This is a genomic window from Dongia mobilis, from assembly GCF_004363235.1.
Taxonomy (GTDB): domain Bacteria; phylum Pseudomonadota; class Alphaproteobacteria; order Dongiales; family Dongiaceae; genus Dongia; species Dongia mobilis.
Window position 1 is genome coordinate 138,376 of sequence record NZ_SNYW01000009.1, and the last position, 17,906, is coordinate 156,281.

The 17,906-nt window shown below is 62.0% G+C and carries 18 protein-coding genes and 1 pseudogene; 15 read left to right on the forward strand and 4 right to left on the reverse strand.

The genetic code is table 11. The features are described 5' to 3' along the window. Positions 1–160: 160 nt before the first annotated feature. Positions 161–1,843 carry a methyl-accepting chemotaxis protein gene (locus A8950_RS12305; protein ID WP_133613980.1) on the reverse strand — a complete coding sequence of 561 codons (1,683 nt, stop codon included), beginning with the start codon at positions 1,841–1,843 and terminating at the stop codon, positions 161–163. A 20-nt stretch (positions 1,844–1,863) separates the two neighbouring features. Further along, the gene (locus A8950_RS12310) at positions 1,864–2,475 is read right to left on the reverse strand and encodes a hypothetical protein (protein ID WP_208109847.1); all 612 of its coding nucleotides are present in this window, start codon (positions 2,473–2,475) and stop codon (positions 1,864–1,866) included. A gap of 288 nt (positions 2,476–2,763) precedes the next feature. Here A8950_RS12310 and A8950_RS12315 point away from each other — a divergent pair, with 288 nt between their 5' ends. From A8950_RS12315 to A8950_RS12365, 11 genes are all read left to right on the forward strand, one after another. Further along, positions 2,764–4,083: a YihY family inner membrane protein gene (locus A8950_RS12315; RefSeq protein WP_133613981.1), complete on the forward strand. Its 1,320-nt coding sequence runs from the start codon at positions 2,764–2,766 to the stop codon at positions 4,081–4,083. A 99-nt stretch (positions 4,084–4,182) separates the two neighbouring features. Beyond that, a complete protein-coding gene (eno, locus tag A8950_RS12320) occupies positions 4,183–5,463 on the forward strand; it encodes a phosphopyruvate hydratase (RefSeq protein ID WP_133613982.1) in 1,281 nt (426 codons plus the stop codon). 82 nt (positions 5,464–5,545) lie between these two features. Next, complete coding sequence (locus A8950_RS12325; protein ID WP_133613983.1) at positions 5,546–5,878, forward strand: FtsB family cell division protein; 333 nt, start codon at positions 5,546–5,548, stop codon at positions 5,876–5,878. A 214-nt stretch (positions 5,879–6,092) separates the two neighbouring features. Beyond that, positions 6,093–7,097 (forward strand): pyruvate dehydrogenase (acetyl-transferring) E1 component subunit alpha, encoded by a 1,005-nt coding sequence (gene pdhA / locus A8950_RS12330; protein ID WP_133613984.1) that lies wholly within the window; start codon positions 6,093–6,095, stop codon positions 7,095–7,097. 15 nt (positions 7,098–7,112) lie between these two features. Further along, complete coding sequence (locus tag A8950_RS12335; RefSeq protein ID WP_133613985.1) at positions 7,113–8,474, forward strand: pyruvate dehydrogenase complex E1 component subunit beta; 1,362 nt, start codon at positions 7,113–7,115, stop codon at positions 8,472–8,474. Positions 8,475–8,489: 15 nt separating this feature from the next. Beyond that, positions 8,490–9,770 (forward strand): pyruvate dehydrogenase complex dihydrolipoamide acetyltransferase, encoded by a 1,281-nt coding sequence (locus A8950_RS12340; protein WP_133613986.1) that lies wholly within the window; start codon positions 8,490–8,492, stop codon positions 9,768–9,770. Positions 9,771–9,772: 2 nt separating this feature from the next. Further along, positions 9,773–10,099, forward strand: coding sequence for a hypothetical protein (locus A8950_RS12345; protein WP_133613987.1), 327 nt, complete (start codon positions 9,773–9,775; stop codon positions 10,097–10,099). A gap of 6 nt (positions 10,100–10,105) precedes the next feature. Continuing rightward, positions 10,106–10,468 (forward strand): hypothetical protein, encoded by a 363-nt coding sequence (locus A8950_RS12350; protein WP_133613988.1) that lies wholly within the window; start codon positions 10,106–10,108, stop codon positions 10,466–10,468. Between the two features lie 23 nt (positions 10,469–10,491). Further along, positions 10,492–11,892, forward strand: coding sequence for a dihydrolipoyl dehydrogenase (lpdA, locus tag A8950_RS12355; RefSeq protein WP_133613989.1), 1,401 nt, complete (start codon positions 10,492–10,494; stop codon positions 11,890–11,892). Continuing rightward, positions 11,885–12,850 carry a lipoyl synthase gene (gene lipA, locus A8950_RS12360; RefSeq protein ID WP_133613990.1) on the forward strand — a complete coding sequence of 322 codons (966 nt, stop codon included), beginning with the start codon at positions 11,885–11,887 and terminating at the stop codon, positions 12,848–12,850. The genes lpdA and lipA overlap by 8 nt, the downstream gene beginning before the upstream one ends. Before the next feature lie 7 nt (positions 12,851–12,857). Beyond that, a complete protein-coding gene (locus A8950_RS12365) occupies positions 12,858–13,307 on the forward strand; it encodes a type II toxin-antitoxin system RatA family toxin (protein WP_133613991.1) in 450 nt (149 codons plus the stop codon). A 42-nt stretch (positions 13,308–13,349) separates the two neighbouring features. Here A8950_RS12365 and wrbA read toward each other — a convergent pair whose 3' ends face one another. Further along, positions 13,350–13,949, reverse strand: coding sequence for an NAD(P)H:quinone oxidoreductase (wrbA, locus tag A8950_RS12370; RefSeq protein WP_133613992.1), 600 nt, complete (start codon positions 13,947–13,949; stop codon positions 13,350–13,352). A gap of 132 nt (positions 13,950–14,081) precedes the next feature. Here wrbA and A8950_RS12375 point away from each other — a divergent pair, with 132 nt between their 5' ends. Both A8950_RS12375 and A8950_RS12380 read left to right on the forward strand, forming a co-directional pair. Next, positions 14,082–14,990, forward strand: a complete 909-nt coding sequence (locus A8950_RS12375; protein WP_133613993.1) for a LysR family transcriptional regulator — start codon at positions 14,082–14,084, stop codon at positions 14,988–14,990. A gap of 13 nt (positions 14,991–15,003) precedes the next feature. Continuing rightward, the gene (locus A8950_RS12380) at positions 15,004–15,708 is read left to right on the forward strand and encodes a cytochrome b/b6 domain-containing protein (RefSeq protein WP_133613994.1); all 705 of its coding nucleotides are present in this window, start codon (positions 15,004–15,006) and stop codon (positions 15,706–15,708) included. 2 nt (positions 15,709–15,710) lie between these two features. Here the strand turns inward: A8950_RS12380 and A8950_RS12385 are convergent, their stop codons facing one another. Then, complete coding sequence (locus A8950_RS12385) at positions 15,711–16,148, reverse strand: c-type cytochrome (RefSeq protein ID WP_166645144.1); 438 nt, start codon at positions 16,146–16,148, stop codon at positions 15,711–15,713. Positions 16,149–16,344: 196 nt separating this feature from the next. Here A8950_RS12385 and A8950_RS20010 point away from each other — a divergent pair. Together A8950_RS20010 and A8950_RS19820 are read left to right on the forward strand one after the other, a co-directional pair. Beyond that, positions 16,345–16,878, forward strand: a pseudogene (locus A8950_RS20010) (CYTH domain-containing protein); the annotation flags it as partial. Between the two features lie 15 nt (positions 16,879–16,893). Beyond that, positions 16,894–17,901: a CHAD domain-containing protein gene (locus tag A8950_RS19820; protein WP_243735622.1), complete on the forward strand. Its 1,008-nt coding sequence runs from the start codon at positions 16,894–16,896 to the stop codon at positions 17,899–17,901. Positions 17,902–17,906 lie beyond the last annotated feature (5 nt).

The window sequence follows — 17,906 nt, forward strand, 5'->3', positions numbered from 1 at the left end:
CAGTTTGTTCCCGCCCGCTTTCATTCTGTGCGGGCCGGATGTTAGGGGAGCGACACCGGGGCGGTCAATTGCCCGGCCGTCTTGCATGCAACGCCCAAGCAAAACGGCCCGCCGGCGGATCCGCCGGCGGGCCGGGCCATCATGGGGACGATGATGGCCCTCAGAGGGAGCGCACGTCCGCGATGAATCGCTCGATGGTCTGGCGGATGGTTGCCGTGTTCTGGCCGAGCGTCTTCGCCGCGTTGAGCACGGTTTCTGTGGCACTCTGCGTATGGCCCGCCGCCTGGGCGACAAACTCGATCTTCTCCGAGACTTCCTGGTTGCCGATCGATGCTTCCTGGACGTTGCGCGAGATCTCCTTGGTGGCGGCGTTCTGCTCCTCGACCGCGGCAGCGACACCGCTGGATATCTCCGACATCTGGCGGATCTGGTCGCCGACGGTCCGGATCGAATCCGCCGTCGACTGGGTCGAGTTCTGGATGGACGAGATCTGAACAGCGATGTCCTCGGTGGCGCGCGCCGTCTGGTTGGCGAGGCTCTTGACCTCGTTGGCAACCACGGCAAAACCCTTGCCAGCCTCGCCGGCGCGGGCCGCCTCGATTGTCGCATTGAGGGCAAGAAGGTTGGTCTGGTTCGAGATCTCGGTGATGAGGCGCACCACGTCGCCGATCTTGGTCGACGCTTCGGTCAGCAGGTTGACGCGCGACGTGGTATCGTCGATCGCATGGGTCGAAGCCTCGGCGATGTTGGCCTGGTTGGCGACCTGACGGCTGATCTCCATGATCGAACTGGACAGTTCTTCGGTGGCGGCGGCTACCGTGGATACGTTGGTGCTGGCCTCCAGCGCTGCCGCAGCCACCTTCTGCACCTGTTCGAGGGATTCGGTGCTGAGCTTGGTGAGCGTATCGGCGGTCTGGTCGAGGTCGGTAGCGGATTTCACGAGTGCCTGCAACACGGTTTCGACCTCCTGGTCGAAGCCGCGGGCAAGCTCGGTCATGCGCTGCGCGCGCTTTTCGCGCGCCGCCTGCTGTTCGGCGGCCTCGCGCTGCAGTCGTTCGTTGTTGCGCATGTTCTCGGCGAAGACCGCAACCGCCGCCGCCATGTTGCCGACCTCGTCGGCGCGCGCGGCATATGGAATCTCGACGGCCGTGTTGCCGGCAGCCAGTTCCTTCATGGTCGCCGTAATAGTCCGAATGGGCGAGCCGATCGAACGCGACAGCACAAAGAAGAAGAACACGGCCGCCACCAGCATGACAATGGCACTGCCGATCACCGTAAAGAGTGTCGTTTTCAGGGCACTGGCGATTTCACTCTTCGCGGCCTCGGTATTCTTCTGGATCTCCTGGGCCAGCAGGCCACCCGCCGCCTCAAGCTGTGTGGTCAGGCGCTCGCCGGCGCCAGTGACTTCGATTGCACGCGCCTCGTTGACTTTCGAGGGGTGACGCATGTCGAGCAGCTGGATTGTAACAGGACCATCACGCCATTCATTGACTGCGCTCCGAATGCTTTCCAGTGGTGCCACGAGTTCGGGATCGCCGGCCGCGGCATCCAGAGCCTGCTGAAGCGACGTGTCGTAGCCGGCGCTGATTTCCTCATAGGCGCGCGAGTAGTTGGAATTGCCGGTGACCAGAAGCCCGCGGATCAGGTTCTGCATCTTTGCCGCATCGGCGAGCGTCCTGCTGACGGAACTGGACTGGCGTTCGGCCGCGTCGCTGACCGCATTGGCCGCCTGGATGCGGAAGGTCTGCAGGATGGATATACCGCCCGACACGATGATGATCACGCCAAGCAGGGCGAAGGCCAGGATCAGCTTCTTGGCAACAGAGAGATTGGCAAAACTCATGATTATATCCCCCTGTCCGATCAGCCCTGCAGCCGGCGCTGCAGTTCGGTGAGATTGAATTCGATGGTGACGGCGCCGATCGATTCCTTGCTGTCGGGATCGACGATGGTCAGGTTGACCTGGGTCCGCCAGGTCTTGGTTCCTTCATGAAATTCGGCTTCGTCGATGAACACGGCATCCGGGCCGACCAGAAAGGTCTTCTGGTACTTCGCCTCGTCGCCCTGCCAGAAATCCGATGTCACCGAACTCTGCCCGACATTGAGTCCATACTGGTCCATCACGAAGATTTCGGTGTAGAGCCCGGCCGAACCAGCCTGGATATAAAGGAGATAGTTCGACAACGGGCTGCTGAGAATTTCGGCGATCAGCGGCTGGTCATCGGATTCGGCTTCGGCCCGCCAGGAGCCGTCCATCTCGTCGATTTTCGCTTGGTCGAGGCCGGTCCGCGCCTCGTTGGCTGCGCGCACCGATAGGATGGTAACCGGCTGGATGATGCGTTCGCGCATCTCGGCAATCACGTCCGGGGAAATGATGCTGGGAGAGATCGGCAGCGTGCTCTGGGCGTGAGCAGGGGCGAGGCCGGTCATGACCAGCAAGGTCAGCAGGGTTAGGAATCTGGCGGCTGGTTGCATGGTGTGACTCCGCGAACAGGAAAACTGCGCTTAGCTAAAACTTTAAACGTAAAGAAATGATTGCTATGGCAGTGGCGGCCGAGAATTAGATGAGCTGCATAAATTCAAGGGATTATTGGCGAATAATGGCGAGGAAGAATTGTTTGATTTATGTATTATGTCCTAAAACATAGGAATGCCGCCTTGATGCTGAATGATTCGGACATGCACTACGCGGTGCAGGATCATGCGCGGTGTTCTGGTTGCTTCTGATCGGCGATAGTTGAGCAAAAGAGAAGCGGAAGAAAAATGACGGTCAACGACTCAAATGATGGGGCGTTAGAGAGCGAAGGTCACGGCTCTCCATCCGCCAGGATGCAACGCGCAAGGCTGTTGGCATCGCAGGCTGGTGGGGCCGCGCAATCCTTCCTTCCCTATTTGTGGCAGCGCTTCAACGCTGATGGCTGCACGGCAATTGCCGCGGGACTTTCCTATACCTCCCTGTTGTCGATGGTGCCGATGCTGGCGATCGGCCTGGCCATGTTCACCGCCTTTCCCGCCTTTGAGTCCCTGCGCGGAGAATTGATCGACATCCTGGCGAGCAATCTGGCCCCTGATCTCGCGGACACCGCGACCACCTATCTCGAGAGCTTCGTCGCCAAGGCCGGACAGGCATCAGCTGCCGGAATCGTCGGCATCGCCGTGACGGCATTGCTGCTGATCCACAACATCCAGGTGGCGTTTGACCGCGTCTGGGGTGTCACGTCGCAAAAGGGGCGCATGCGGCGGTTGCCGATCTACTGGGTATTGCTGACGCTGGGGCCGATCCTGTTCGGCGCCAGCCTTTCGATCTCGACATATGTCTTTGCGCAGGCCGGGAGCACAGATTTCTATGGTCTCTCTACAGGTATAAAGGTGCTGGGCGGTTTTCTGCCGTTCATGTTCGAGACGCTCGGCTTCACCCTGTTTTATCGACTGATGCCGACGCGCCCCGTACGCATGCGGGATGCACTGTCGGGTGCGCTCATCGCAGCCCTCCTGTTCGAGATACTGAAAGGCGGCTTTGGCCTCTATCTCAGGCATTTCGGCGGTTACCAGGTGATCTACGGAGCGCTTGCCACCATTCCCATCTTCCTGGTCTGGACCTATCTGGTGTGGATAACGGTCCTGATCGGGGCCGAGATCGCAGCCGCCCTTCCCGAATGGCGCTCCGGCAGGCGCAGCATCGGCGCCCTGTCGCGTCGCAGTGATCTGCTCAGCCTGGCACTAGGCGCACTGGCCGAGCTTTCACGTGCCCAGCGCCATGGCAATGGCCAGCGCATCGAACAGTTGATCACTTCCCTCGCGGCCGACCCGAACCGCATGCTGGCGGTGCTCGACAGCCTGTCCGCGGCGCGACTTGTTGCCCGCAGCGATAACAATCGCTGGCTGCTGTCCCGCGACCTCGAAAGCTATACCCTCTATGACCTCTGTCATGATCTGGGGGTTGCCCTTGGCGATGCGGATGAGGAGGTCGTGCCGATCATCAAGCCCCTGATCGACGAGATATCCGGTCATGAGAGGTCGGCTCTTGGGCAAAGCGTGGGATCGGCCCTGCGGCGGGCCGGCGCCCTGGAATCGGTGGAGTAGGGGTGATGCCGGGACGGCCTGTTTTCGCTTTATGGTCCCGCCCGGCGCCCTTATAACTCGCCCGGACATCCTGATCCGCCTGTGCCGGAGGACTTTCGCATGACCGCCATTCTTGATCTCACCGCGCGCCAGATCCTGGACAGCCGCGGCAATCCGACCATCGAGGTCGACGTTACCCTTGAAAGCGGCGCCATGGGCCGCGCCGCGGTTCCCTCTGGCGCTTCGACCGGTGCCCATGAGGCAGTCGAACTGCGCGACGGCGACAGGAGCCGATATCTCGGCAAGGGCGTCCGCAAGGCCGTCGATTCCGCAAATGGCGAGATTTTCGAGGCAATCGCGGGACTTGATGCCGAGGAGCAGGTCAAGATCGACCACCTCATGATCGAACTGGACGGCACGCCCAACAAGGCACGGCTCGGCGCCAATGCGATCCTGGGTGTCAGTCTTGCAGTCGCCAAGGCTGCGGCTGCCCATGCCGGCCTGCCGCTCTATCGCTATGTTGGCGGCACACAGGCGCGAATCCTGCCGGTACCGATGATGAACATCATCAATGGCGGCGCCCATGCCGACAACCCGATCGACTTCCAGGAATTCATGATCATGCCGGTCGCGGCGGCGAGTGGCAGCGAGGCGATTCGCTGGGGCGCCGAGGTCTTTCACGCCTTGAAGGCGCAGCTTAAGGCGGCCGGCCACAACACCAATGTCGGCGACGAAGGCGGATTCGCACCCAACCTGAAGAGCGCCGACGAGGCACTCAGCTTCATTATGCAGGCGATCGAGAAGGCCGGGTTCAAGCCCGGTGCCGAGATTGCGCTCGCCCTTGATTCCGCCTCGACCGAGTTCTTCAAGGACGGCAAATATCACCTGGAAGGCGAGGGCAAGATCCTCGACGCCGCCGGCATGGTCGCCCTCTACGACCAGCTGACCCGGGCTTATCCGATCGTCTCGATCGAGGACGGCATGGCCGAGGACGACTGGGACGGCTGGAAGGCGCTGACCGACAGGATCGGCCAACGGGTTCAGCTTGTTGGTGATGACCTCTTCGTCACCAACCCGAAGCGCCTGGCGGACGGCATCCAGCGCAAGACGGCCAATGCAATCCTCATCAAGGTGAACCAGATCGGGACGCTGACCGAGACACTGGAAGCCGTCGAAATGGCACACAAGGCTGGCTATCGGGCGGTGATGTCGCATCGCTCCGGCGAGACCGAGGATGCGACCATCGCTGACCTCGCCGTGGCTACCAATTGCGGACAGATCAAGACCGGCTCGCTCAGCCGCTCGGACAGGATCGCCAAATACAACCAGTTGATCCGCATCGAGCAGCAATTGGGCAATGCGGCCGGGTATGGCGGCCGTCTGGCGCTTGCTCGCGGCTGAAGTAAATCCACCAAGACACAATCTAAGTGCTTGAATCGGTTTTCTGTTGACGGGTGGAATCACAGTGTGATTCCTTAAATCCATGGAACTGGGCCGCGAAATCAAACGTCGCTTGCGACAGGTGGCACTGCCGCTTCTCGGCGCCTGTCTTACGGCTTATTTCGTCTATCACGCCGTGCATGGCGACCGCGGCATCTATGCCTGGCTGCGGATCAACCAGGAACTGAAAGCGGCGAATGCCGAGGCGCAGGCGCTGAAGGACGAGCGGCTGGCGTTGGAACGGCGCATCACGCTGCTATCCAGCACCTCGCTGGACCTCGACATGCTGGAGGAGCGGGCCAGAGTCATGTTGAATTTTGCGCATCCTGATGACCTCATCATCTTCCTCGACCAAACCAGGACAGGTGGAGGTTAACCGTATATCAGTTAATTTCAGTATTATCATTTTAAATCAATATATTGAGCGCTGTTGATTTGTCGCATGTTAACCACGATAATTAACGGCGCGTTCGACATCCTTTGACTTATACCGCAGCAACTTCAGGATGTTTGGACGGCGGATGGCGCGATGTTTCGATGACATTGCAGCGATCCAACGCCAACAAGCCAAACCCAGTCAGGGGGGTCTCATGGCCAAATCCGCGTCCCGCGCCACAAGGGCGGCGGGCCACGTAACTTCGGACGAACTCATTCAGTTTTACCGCGACATGTTGCTGATCCGCCGCTTCGAAGAGAAGGCGGGGCAACTCTATGGCATGGGCCTCATCGGTGGCTTCTGTCACCTCTATATCGGCCAGGAGGCCGTGGTGGTCGGCATGCAGGCAGCAGCCGAACCGCAGGACAGCGTCATCACGTCATACCGGGATCACGGCCACATGCTGGCCTGCGGCATGGACCCCAAGGGCGTCATGGCCGAACTAACCGGACGCCGGGGCGGCTATTCCAAGGGCAAGGGCGGCTCGATGCACATGTTCAGCCGCGAGAAGAAATTCTATGGCGGCCACGGCATCGTCGGCGCCCAGGTGCCGATCGGCACCGGCCTCGGCTTCGCGCACAAGTACAGCGAGGATAATGGCGTCAACATGGCCTATTTCGGCGACGGTGCCGTCAATCAGGGCCAGGTCTATGAAAGCTTCAACATGGCGGCACTCTGGAAGCTGCCGGTGGTCTATGTGATCGAGAACAACAAATACGCCATGGGTACCGCGGTCAGCCGCTCCGCCGCCGGGCAGAAACTGTTCGAGCGCGGTGCTGCCTATGGCATTCCGGGCCTGCAGGTCGACGGCATGGATGTCGTCAAGGTGAAGGAAGCCGCAGCGACCGCGCTTGCTCATGCGCGGACCGGCGAGGGACCCTATATCCTCGAGATGATGACCTATCGCTACCGCGGCCATTCCATGTCCGACCCGGCTAAATACCGGACCAAGGAAGAAGTTGCGAAGATGCGCCAGGAGCATGACCCGATCGATCGCCTGCGCGAACGCCTGCTAGCGGAAAAGGTGATCGACGAGGTCGGGCTTAAGAACATCGATCGTGAGATCAAGGATGTGGTTTCGGTCGCAACCGAGTTTGCGCAGACCTCACCAGAGCCGGATCCGTCCGAGTTGTGGACGGATGTGCTGGTGGAAGCGTAAGGGGAGGGATGCGCGATGCCGACTGAAATTCTGATGCCCGCCCTGTCGCCGACCATGACCGAAGGCAAGCTCGCCAAATGGCTCAAGCAGGCTGGCGATGCGGTCAAGCCGGGCGACGTACTGGCCGAAATCGAGACCGACAAGGCGACCATGGAAGTGGAGGCGGTCGACGAGGGTATCCTCGACCGCATCCTGGTAGAGGGTGGCACCGAGAATGTCGCCGTGAACACGCCGATCGCGATTCTGCGCGGCGAGGACGAGGCCGCCGGGGCTGCGCCCGCGCCAAAAAAGGCAGCGCCTGCGGCGACACCGGCCGAGGTGAAATCCGAACCGGCGCCTGCCGCGCCACACATAGCTGCGGCACCGGCTGTCGTCGAGCCGGAATATACCGGACCTGTAAGGGCACAGACCGTCCGCGAGGCGCTGCGCGATGCCATGGCTGAGGAAATGCGCCGCGACCCGAAAGTGTTCCTGATGGGCGAGGAGGTGGCCGAGTACCAGGGCGCCTACAAGGTGAGCCAGGGTCTGCTCGAGGAATTCGGGGCGAAGCGAGTCATCGACACCCCTATCACCGAGCATGGTTTTGCCGGCCTCGGTGTCGGCGCGGCTTTCGGTGGCCTGCGCCCGATCGTCGAGTTCATGACCTTCAATTTCGCCATGCAGGCGATCGACCACATCATCAATTCGGCCGCAAAGACGCTTTACATGTCGGGTGGCCAGATGGGCTGTCCGATCGTGTTCCGCGGCCCCAATGGTGCAGCCTCCCGTGTCGCCGCGCAGCATTCGCAATGTTACGCCAGCTGGTATGGACATGTGCCCGGCCTCAAGGTGGTCTCACCCTATTCGGCGGCCGACGCGAAGGGGCTGCTGAAGGCGGCAATCCGCGACCCCAATCCGGTCATCTTCCTGGAGAACGAGTTGCTCTACGGCCAGTCCTTCGATGTGCCGGAGGACCCGGATTGGATCGTCCCGCTCGGCAAGGCGCGCATCACGCGCCCGGGCAAGCATGTCACCATCACGGCCTTTTCCAAGATGGTCCAGGTGGCGATGGCGGCCGCGGATCTGCTCGCCAAGGATGGAATCGAGGCCGAGGTGATCGACCTGCGCACCATTCGCCCGCTCGACACGGAAACCATCGTGGCTTCGGTCAGGAAGACCAACCGCCTGGTATCGGTCGAGGAAGGCTGGCCCTTTGCCGGCATCGGTTCGGAACTTGCGGCGCAGATGATGGAGCTGGCCTTTGACGACCTTGATGCGCCGGTCATTCGGGTGGCCGGTGCCGACGTCCCGCTGCCCTATGCCGCCAATCTCGAGAAGCTCTCGCTGCCGCAGCCCGAATGGGTGGTCGAGGCGGCCAGGCGCGTCTGCTATCGCTGAGAGAGGAAGCGAAAGATGCCGATCAACATCCTGATGCCCGCCCTCTCGCCAACCATGACCGAGGGCAATCTCGCGCGCTGGCTGAAACAGGAAGGGGATGCCGTGAAGGCCGGCGACGTGCTGGCTGAAATCGAAACCGACAAGGCGACGATGGAAGTGGAGGCGGTCGACGAGGGCACGCTCGCCAGGATCCTGGTTCCCGGCGGTACGCAGGCCGTCAAGGTCAATGACGTGATCGCGATCCTGGCGGAAGAGGGTGAGGATGCGGGCGCCGTGAAGGCACCCGCACCCGCTGCGGCTGGTGCACCGACGTCTGCGCCCGCGCCTGCTGCTGCCCCGCAACCGGTTGCCGCGGCGTCACTCGCTGCGCCGGCAGCGAGGCCCGGCAGCCGCATCATCGCCAGCCCGCTTGCGAGGCGGATTGCGCAGCAGCAGGGGATCGACCTCGCCGGCGTATCCGGCAGCGGCCCGAACGGCCGAATCGTCAGGGCGGATGTCGAGAAGGCGCCGAAAGGCGCGGCGAAGCCGGCCGCCGCGGCGGCACCGGCTGTGCCTGCGGCAGCGCCCGCGATCTCCGGCGCAGCCCAGTTCGGCGAACCTGCCTTCGACCTGGTGCCGCATACGTCGATGCGCAAGACCATTGCCCGGCGTCTGCAGGAATCGAAGCAGTTCGTACCGCATTTCTACCTGACCGTCGATTGCGAGATCGACCGCCTGCTGAAACTGCGCGAGGAGGTGAATGCCGCTTCGCCCAAGGACGGGCCCGACGCCTACAAGGTATCGGTCAACGATTTCGTGGTGAAGGCCTGCGCCATTGCCCTCAAACAGGTGCCGGCCGCCAATGCTTCCTGGTCGGATGACGGCGTGAAGATGTACAAGAGTGCCGACATTTCGGTCGCCGTCGCCATTCCGAACGGCCTCATCACGCCGATCCTGCGCAATGCGGATGCCAGGCGCCTGTCTGAACTTTCGATCGCCATGAAGGATCTGGCAGGCCGCGCCAAGGGCGGCAAGCTGAAACCGGAGGAATATACCGGCGGCAGTTTCTCGGTCAGCAATCTCGGCATGTTCGGTATCAAGGATTTTGCCGCCATCATCAACCCGCCGCAGTCCTGCATCCTGGCGGTCGGCGCCGGGGAGCAGCGTCCGGTCGTGCGCAACGGCGCCCTTGCCATCGCCACCGTGATGAGCTGCACCTTGTCGGTGGACCATCGGGTGGTCGATGGCGCCATCGGCGCCGAGTTCCTTGCGGCTTTCAAGCGTCTGATCGAGCAGCCACTCGGCATGCTGGTGTAGCTGTGCGCGCCGCCCTGATCGCTTTCCTGATGATGATTGCGGGCGCCCATTCGGCGACGGCTGAGCTGCGCGAGCCGCTGGAGAAGCAATTCTTCGACTATTTCGTCATCCAATGTAGTGAAGGTCTTGCCGCCGAGGCCAAGGTATTGAACAAGGATCCGACGCAGCCTGTCCTGGCCCAAGGCATCAACAAGTACTGCTCTTGCACGGCGCAGGCGATCGTCTCCTATCTCGACGCGGGAGAGATCATCGCTTTTGCCAATGACGCGTCGCAAGAGCCGGCCGCCAGCAAGATGAGGCCCTATTTCGAGAAATGCAGCGGCAAGTAACGACACATGCGAAAGCTGGCTCGCTACATCCTCTATCTCGTGATCGTCGTCTTTGTGGGCGGCGCAATCCTGTTCGTCTGGGCGATGCAGCGCGAGATAGACGTCTCGACGCCGGAAGCGCGCGAGAAGCAGAAGAAATCGATGGTGCTCGGCTGCAAGGTCAAGCTGCCGGATCTTTTGAAGTCCGAGCCAGCTCTTGCCGGCCTCGAGGTCTCGACCAGCGCGGCCGACGCGGCGTGCAACTGCGCGGCAGATCGGATTCTGGAAACCTATGCGCCAAACGGCGTCATTCGGCCGACCGACGTACCCGAGGCTGCAATCGATGCGGCCGAGCGCGATTGCCTGTTGCAAGCTATGGCCCCCGGCTGACGGGGCGGGAAAGGACCTGAACAATGGCCGATACTAGCTTTGACCTCGTCGTCATCGGTGGCGGTCCCGGCGGCTATGTTGCCGCCATCCGCGCGGCGCAACTGGGCCTCAAGACCGCGGTCGTGGAGCGCGAGCATCTGGGCGGCATCTGCCTCAACTGGGGTTGCATTCCGACCAAGGCGCTGCTGCGCTCGGCCGAGGTGGGGCACCTCCTGAAACACGCCGATGCCTACGGATTCTCGGCAAAGGAGGTGACCTTCGACCTGAAGAAGGTGGTCGACCGGTCGCGCAAGGTCGCGGCCCAGCTCTCGGGTGGTGTGAAGCACCTCCTCAAGAAGAACAAGGTCGAGGTATTTGACGGCAGCGGCCGACTGAATGGCGCCGGAAAGGTGAAGGTCGAAAAGGACGGCAAGCCAGTCGCCGATCTCGCCGCCAGGAACATCATTCTGGCAACGGGTGCCCGCGCGCGTAGCTTCCCGGGCCTTGAGCCGGATGGCAAGCTGGTCTGGACCTACAAGGAGGCCATGGTGCCGCCAGCCATGCCGCAATCGCTCCTGGTCGTCGGATCAGGCGCCATCGGCATCGAATTCGCCAGCTTCTATCGCAATCTTGGCGCCGAGGTGACCGTGGTCGAGGTGATGCCACGCATTCTCCCGGTCGAGGATGCGGAAATCTCCGCCTTCGCCCAGAAGGCGTTCGAGAAGCAGGGCATGAAAATCATGACCGGCGCCAATGTGAAGGCTTTGAAAAAGGGCGCAGACAACGTGACGGCGACGATCGAGGCCGGCGGCAAGTCGCAGGACATCACCGTGGACCGCGTCATCCTGGCCGTTGGTATCGTTGGCAATGTCGAAAGTCTCGGCCTCGAGGGCACCAGGGTTAGGGTCGAGAAGACGCACATCGTTACTGACGGCTATGGCGCCACGGGCGAGCCGGGGGTCTATGCCATTGGCGATCTGACGGGGGCCCCCTGGCTGGCACACAAGGCCAGCCATGAAGGCGTCATCTGTGTCGAGAAGATCGCCGGGGTGAAGGGCGTCCATCCGTTGGATACGAGGAACATCCCGGGCTGCACCTATTGCATGCCCCAGGTTGCCTCCGTCGGCCTCACCGAACAGGCTGCGAAGGACAAGGGTCACGAGGTGAAGGTCGGCCGCTTTCCCTTCATCGGCAATGGCAAGGCCATCGCGCTCGGCGAGCCGGAGGGACTGGTGAAGACCGTCTTCGATGCGCGGACCGGCGAATTGCTCGGCGCCCATATGATCGGCGCCGAGGTGACGGAACTGATCCAGGGCTATACCGTGGCAAGAACCTTGGAGACCACCGAGGCTGAACTGATGCACACGATCTTCCCGCATCCGACGCTCTCGGAAATGATGCATGAAAGCGTGCTGGCAGCCTATGGGCGAGCCATCCATGTCTAGACGCGGAAAGGACAGGATCTTGGCCGCAACTCCCGAACTTCGTCACCCGGAAAAAGCCCGCAAACCGGACTCGCCGCTGCAGCGCAAGCCCGACTGGATTCGGGTCAAGGCGCCGATGAGCGAGGAATACCAGAATACGCGCAAGCTGATGCGCCGCCTCGGCCTCAACACGGTCTGCGAGGAGGCCGCCTGCCCGAATATCGGCGAGTGCTGGGCGCAGAAGCATGCGACGGTCATGATCCTGGGTTCGGTCTGCACACGGGCCTGCGCTTTTTGCAACGTGGCGACAGGTCGGCCCGACCGGCTTGATCCGCATGAACCCGCCCATGTGGCCGCGGCCGCGGCCGAACTCGGCCTCAAGCACATCGTCATCACCTCGGTCGACCGTGACGACCTCGAGGATGGCGGCGCCGCCCATTTCGCCGAGACCATCTCGCGTATCCGCGCGCTGACGCCGGAAACCACCATCGAGGTACTGACGCCGGACTTTCTGCGCAAGCCCAGGGCGATCGAGATCGTGGTCGAGGCCGGGCCGGACGTCTACAACCACAACCTGGAAACCGTGCCGCGGCTCTATCGCAGAGTCCGGCCGGGCGCCCGCTATTTCAACTCGCTGCGTCTGCTCAACCGGGTCAAGGAAATCAACCCGGCCATGTTCACGAAATCCGGTATCATGGTTGGCCTCGGCGAAACGCTGGAAGAGGTCAGCCAGCTGATGGACGACCTGAGGGCAGCCGAGGTCGATTTCATGACGATCGGCCAGTACCTGCAGCCGACGCGCAAGCACCATCATGTCGACCGCTTCGTGCCGCCGGCGGAATTCCTGCAAATGAAAAAAATGGGGCAGGGCAAGGGTTTCCTGCTGGTGGCTTCCTCGCCACTGACGCGCTCCTCGCATCATGCGGGCGAGGACTTCCAGAAACTAAAGGCCGCCCGCCTCGCCCAACTCGGTCGCTGATTCCGAGATGAGTGCCAAAATTCATCGCGAGGAGCGGGTTCTTCCCTATCGTCCGGACCAGATCTTCGACCTGGTGGCGGATGTCGGGAAGTATCCGGAATTCCTGCCCTGGTGTACGGGAGCGCGTATCCGCGAGCAGCGGCCCGACATGCTGCTCGCCGATCTGATGATCGGCTTCAAAATGGTGCGCGAGCGCTTCACCAGCCGGGTCTGGCTGAATCGGGAGGAAAGTCGCATCGATGTCGAGTTCATCGACGGTCCCTTCAAATACCTCAAGAACCACTGGACCTTCGAGCCGACGCCCGAGGGCCATTGCCGCATCGGGTTCTATCTGGAATTCGAGTTCAAGTCGGTGATGCTGCAAAAGCTGATCGGCGTCCTCTTCCACGAGGCGGTCAAGCGCATGGTGGCGGCTTTCGAATCTCGTGCCGAACAGCTTTACGGCCCGGCACGCTGACAGCGTACCGGGCCGCATAGAAAGTCATCAACGCCTGCAGAGTCAGGCGAGCTTGGCGGCGATCTTCGCGACATGTTCGCCCTGGAAGCGGGCCATGCCGAGTTCCTGTTCGCTCGGCTGGCGGCTGCCGTCACCGCCGGCGATGGTGCTGGCGCCATAGGGGGAGCCGCCCTTGATCTCGTCGACGCCCATCTGCGCCTGGCAGGAATAGGGCAGGCCGACGATCACCATGCCATGATGCAGCAGGGTCGTATGGAACGAGGTGATGGTGGTCTCCTGGCCGCCATGCTGCGTGGCCGAGGAGGTGAAGACGCTGCCAACCTTGCCGATCAGCGCGCCGTTGAACCAGAGGCCGCCGGTCTGGTCGAGGAAGTTGCGCATCTGCGACGCGGCGACGCCGAAGCGGGTCGGGGCGCCGAAAATGATGGCGTCGTATTGCGGCAGTTCGTCGATGGTCGCGATCGGCGCCTTCTGGTCAAGCTTGAAGTGGTTTTTTCTGGCGACATCCTCCGGCACCAGTTCGGGCACGCGCTTGACCGACACCTCGGTGCCGGCGACCTTGCGCGCACCCTCGGCAACTGCATATGCCATGGTCTCGATATGGCCATAGGTGGAATAGTAGAGAACGAGCACTTTCGACATTCTTGCCTCTTTCGGTCGATGAAACTGGGCTGTCCGGTACGGATCAAGGCAATGTGCGGATCAACGTTTGTGGCGACAATCGGTTCCGGCGTGATAAGATCGTTCACCCCTGGATTACAATGAGGATTGCCCGTGGATCAGCTTTCGGCCATGCGGACCTTTCGCCGGGTGGTGGAACTGGGCAGTTTCACGGCCGCCGCCCGCAGCCTCAATCTCAGCAAAGCCGCGGTCTCCAAGCAGATCGGGGAACTGGAAGCCCATCTTGGCGCCACCCTGATCCATCGGACCACGCGGCGGCTCTCCGCCACGGAAGTGGGCAATTCCTATTTCGAAAGCTGCGTGCGGCTGCTGGACGAATTCGAGGCGGCGGAAGCGGCGGTGCGCAACCTGCAGGCCGAGCCTTCCGGCTCGCTGCGCCTTTCCGTGCCGAACGCATTCGGAGTCAGCCAGCTCGCGCGTACCATCAACGCGCTGGCCCGGCGTTATCCGAAGCTGCGCCTCAACATCGAGGCCAGTGACCGTTTCGTTGACCTGATCGAGGAAGGTTTCGATGCTGCCATCCGCATCCGCACCGAACTGCCGGATTCCAGTCTCATCGCCCGGCGCCTCTGCACGATCCCGCGCTATGTCTGTGCCAGCCCGAAATACATCAGGCAGTTTGGCGAGCCGAAGCGCCCGGAGGATCTGAAGGCCCATAACTGTATCATCTATACCCAGTCGCCGGCACCCTTCGACTGGGCCTTTCGCACCGCCCAGGGCCGCAAGACGGTTCGGGTTGCAGGGACGTTCCAGAGCAATCACGGCATGCTGCTGCTGGAACCCCTGCTGGACGGTCGCGGTATTGCGTTGCTGCCGCTGTTCTCCATCGACCAGGTGCTGAAGGCCGGCAAGATCAAGCGGCTGCTGACCGATTTTCCGACGGACGACGTATCCCTGCATGTCGTCTATCCGCAGAACCGCCACCTGTCGCCGAAAGTCAGGGTTCTGGTCGACCTGATGGTGGAACACTTTGCGGCGCGTAGCCCGTGGAATCCACTCTGAAACGAGGAATCGGATGACGGAAGTAAAAAGTATGCAGGACCGGGAAATGGCCGATGTTCCGGTCTGGGATATCTGGATACGTCTGTTCCATTGGGGCCTGCTGACGGCCGTGTCTGCCAGCTATGCCACGGATCAGATCGGTGATCTGGATTCTCACTACATCGCGGGCCTTGTCATTCTCGGCCTGGTGGTGTTCCGCCTGCTCTGGGGGCTGGTCGGCAGCCCGACGGCCCGGTTCGGACGGTTCGTTCGTGGCCCGAAGGCGATCATCGCCTATCTGCGGCACGCGGTCGGCGGCCATCCGTCTTTTTCCGTCGGCCACAACCCGGCCGGGGCCCTGATGGTGTTGGCGCTGCTGCTTGCGCTATTGGCGCAATCCGTCAGCGGCCTGTTCAATACGGACGACGTCCTGTTCGAGGGGCCGCTGTACGACAATGCAAGCGGCGCGGTGGCCGATCTGATGGGCGACCTGCATGGCGTGGTTGGCAACCTGATTCTGGCTTTGGTTGGCCTGCATGTGGTCGTGATCCTGCTCTATCGCCTGCTAAAAGGCGAGAACCTGCTCCGTGCCATGATCCTTGGACGCGCCAGATTGCCGCAAAAGGTGGGAGTGGCCGCCGAAACGAGCGGGGCGACGCGCTTTGCGTCGCCCCTCCGTGGACTTGCCTGTGCCTCGTTCGCGGCAGCGGTGCCGCTGGCGATCCACTGGCTGAACTGATCCTACTCGCGATAGGCCTTGTGACAGGCGCTGCAGGCGCCACCAACCTTTTCGAATTGGGCGCCGACCGTCGCCATGTCGCCGCCTTCGGCGGCGGCGGCCAGCATGGTCGCCTCGTTGCCGAGGGCCTGCGCCTTGGCCACGAAGTCATTCCAGTTCTGCCAGATCTCGGGGCGCACCTCGTCGCCGCCGGAGCCCTCGGGGAAAAGGCCTGGAATTGTCGCCGCGATCTCGGCGATTTTCTGCGCCGGCGCGACCACGTCGCCAGCCGGCCCGCCACTGCCCACCAGATCCTTGATGGTCTTCATCTGGGCGCCCATGCCTTTCATGGCCTGCTCCCGCTGGGCGAGTATTGCGTCATCCGCCTGAACCAGGCTGATCGATCCGGCAACGCCGATGAGTACAGCCAGGATGGTGGCGGATATTGTCGATTTGCGCATTTTTGGGTTCCCCTTCAAGGACCTAATCAACGTCGGGCAGCAGTATGCCGAGACTGCCGCAATGTCGCAGCCGGGTGATTCCTTATTCACGAGATTGTGAGAAACTCGATAGAATGAATAGGGAAATGTCATGAAACCGTCATTTTTTCTTGAGTTGCCGGTTCACTAGGATCGCGACCCGGGACAAGCGGATATCATGAACCAGGAAATCGAGCTGAAACTGTTCCTGCCGGATGGGGCAGCCAGGTTGCGGCCGTCGCGCCTTGCTCGATTGCTTGGGGCGACCGCGCGGGCAAGTAAAAGCCAGCTCGAAACTACCTATTTTGACGGTCCGGATGGCTGGTTGCGTGGCCGAGGCATGGCGCTGCGCGTCCGCCGAGATGGCAAGCGGCATATCCAGACCCTGAAACTGCCGATGGCCGGGCCGGATGGTCTGCAATCCTATTTTGAGCTCGAGGCCGAGATTTCTGGTGATCGCCCCATCCTGGACGCGATCGGAGATGGCAAGGTGCGGCAGCGCCTGCAGCGCAGCGGCTTGATGGCGCGATTGCGTCCGGTATTCACGACCAGGTTCGAGCGGCACGCCTTCACCTTGCATCAGGACGGCAGCGACATCGAGGTCGCCCTCGACCTGGGCGCGATCGAGTGTCGACTTGGCGCGCTTCCCATAGCGGAAATCGAATTCGAGCTGAAGGCCGGAGACCCGCGCAGCCTGTTCCATTGTGCCGAACGTGTGGTGGAGGAGGTGGGCGGTCGCCTTGGTCATTTGAGCAAGGCGGCGCGCGGTTACCGCCTGGCGCTTGGCCAGGCGCCGACGCCGATGCGCGCCGAGCCTCTGCATCTACCGCGAAAGGGGACGGCAGGCGAGGCCTTCGCGGCCATCATGCGCAACTGTCTGGAACAATTGCGCGGCAACGAGGACGCGGTTTTGGTCAGCGAGGATGCCGAGGCCATTCACCAGTTTCGCGTCGCGATCCGCCGCCTGCGCGCAGCCATCGGTGCCTATCGCGAGTTCATCGAGGATGATGCGCATGCCATGCTTTCGATCGATCTCCGGTGGCTGCAGCGGCAGTTCGGACCGGCCCGCGACATCGATGTGCTGATTGCCGATACATTGCTGCCGATGCAGGCGCGGCTGAAGGGGCAGCCGGCGATCGATACCCTGATTGATTTTGCCCAGGCGGCGCGCAGCGAGGCGCGTCGGCAGGCACATCTGGCCCTGGAGAACCCGCGCTATGCATCGTTGCTGTTGCATGCCTATCGCCTGCTGCTGACAGGCGAATGGCGGGGGCGATCACCGGCGGCACAGTCTGCGCTTGACCAGTCGGCCCGCGCCTTTGCCAAGCCGCTGCTGGCGAGACGGCACAGGCGCCTGCTGCGCCTCGGCGGTGCCCACGCCGACCTTTCCGAAACCGATCTTCACAGGTTGCGGCTGCTGGCAAAGAAGATGCGCTATGCCGCACAGGCCTTTGCGTCGCTCTATCCCGACAAGCGCACGGAGCGTTACGTCGGGCAACTCGGCGCCATCCAGGATCATCTGGGCTCCCTCAACGACGCCGTTGTCGGGCGTCAACTGCTGGTTGACCTGGTTGGCCGCCTGCGCCAGGAACACCACCTGCCGGAGGGCATGGTCCGGTTCCTGGAAGGTCTGGTGGTGGGATGGAAATCAAGGCGCATTGCCGTGGATCTCGCCGACTTCCCTGCGACTTGGCAATCATTCCTGAAACAGAAGAAATTCTGGACCGCTGACTAAGGTTG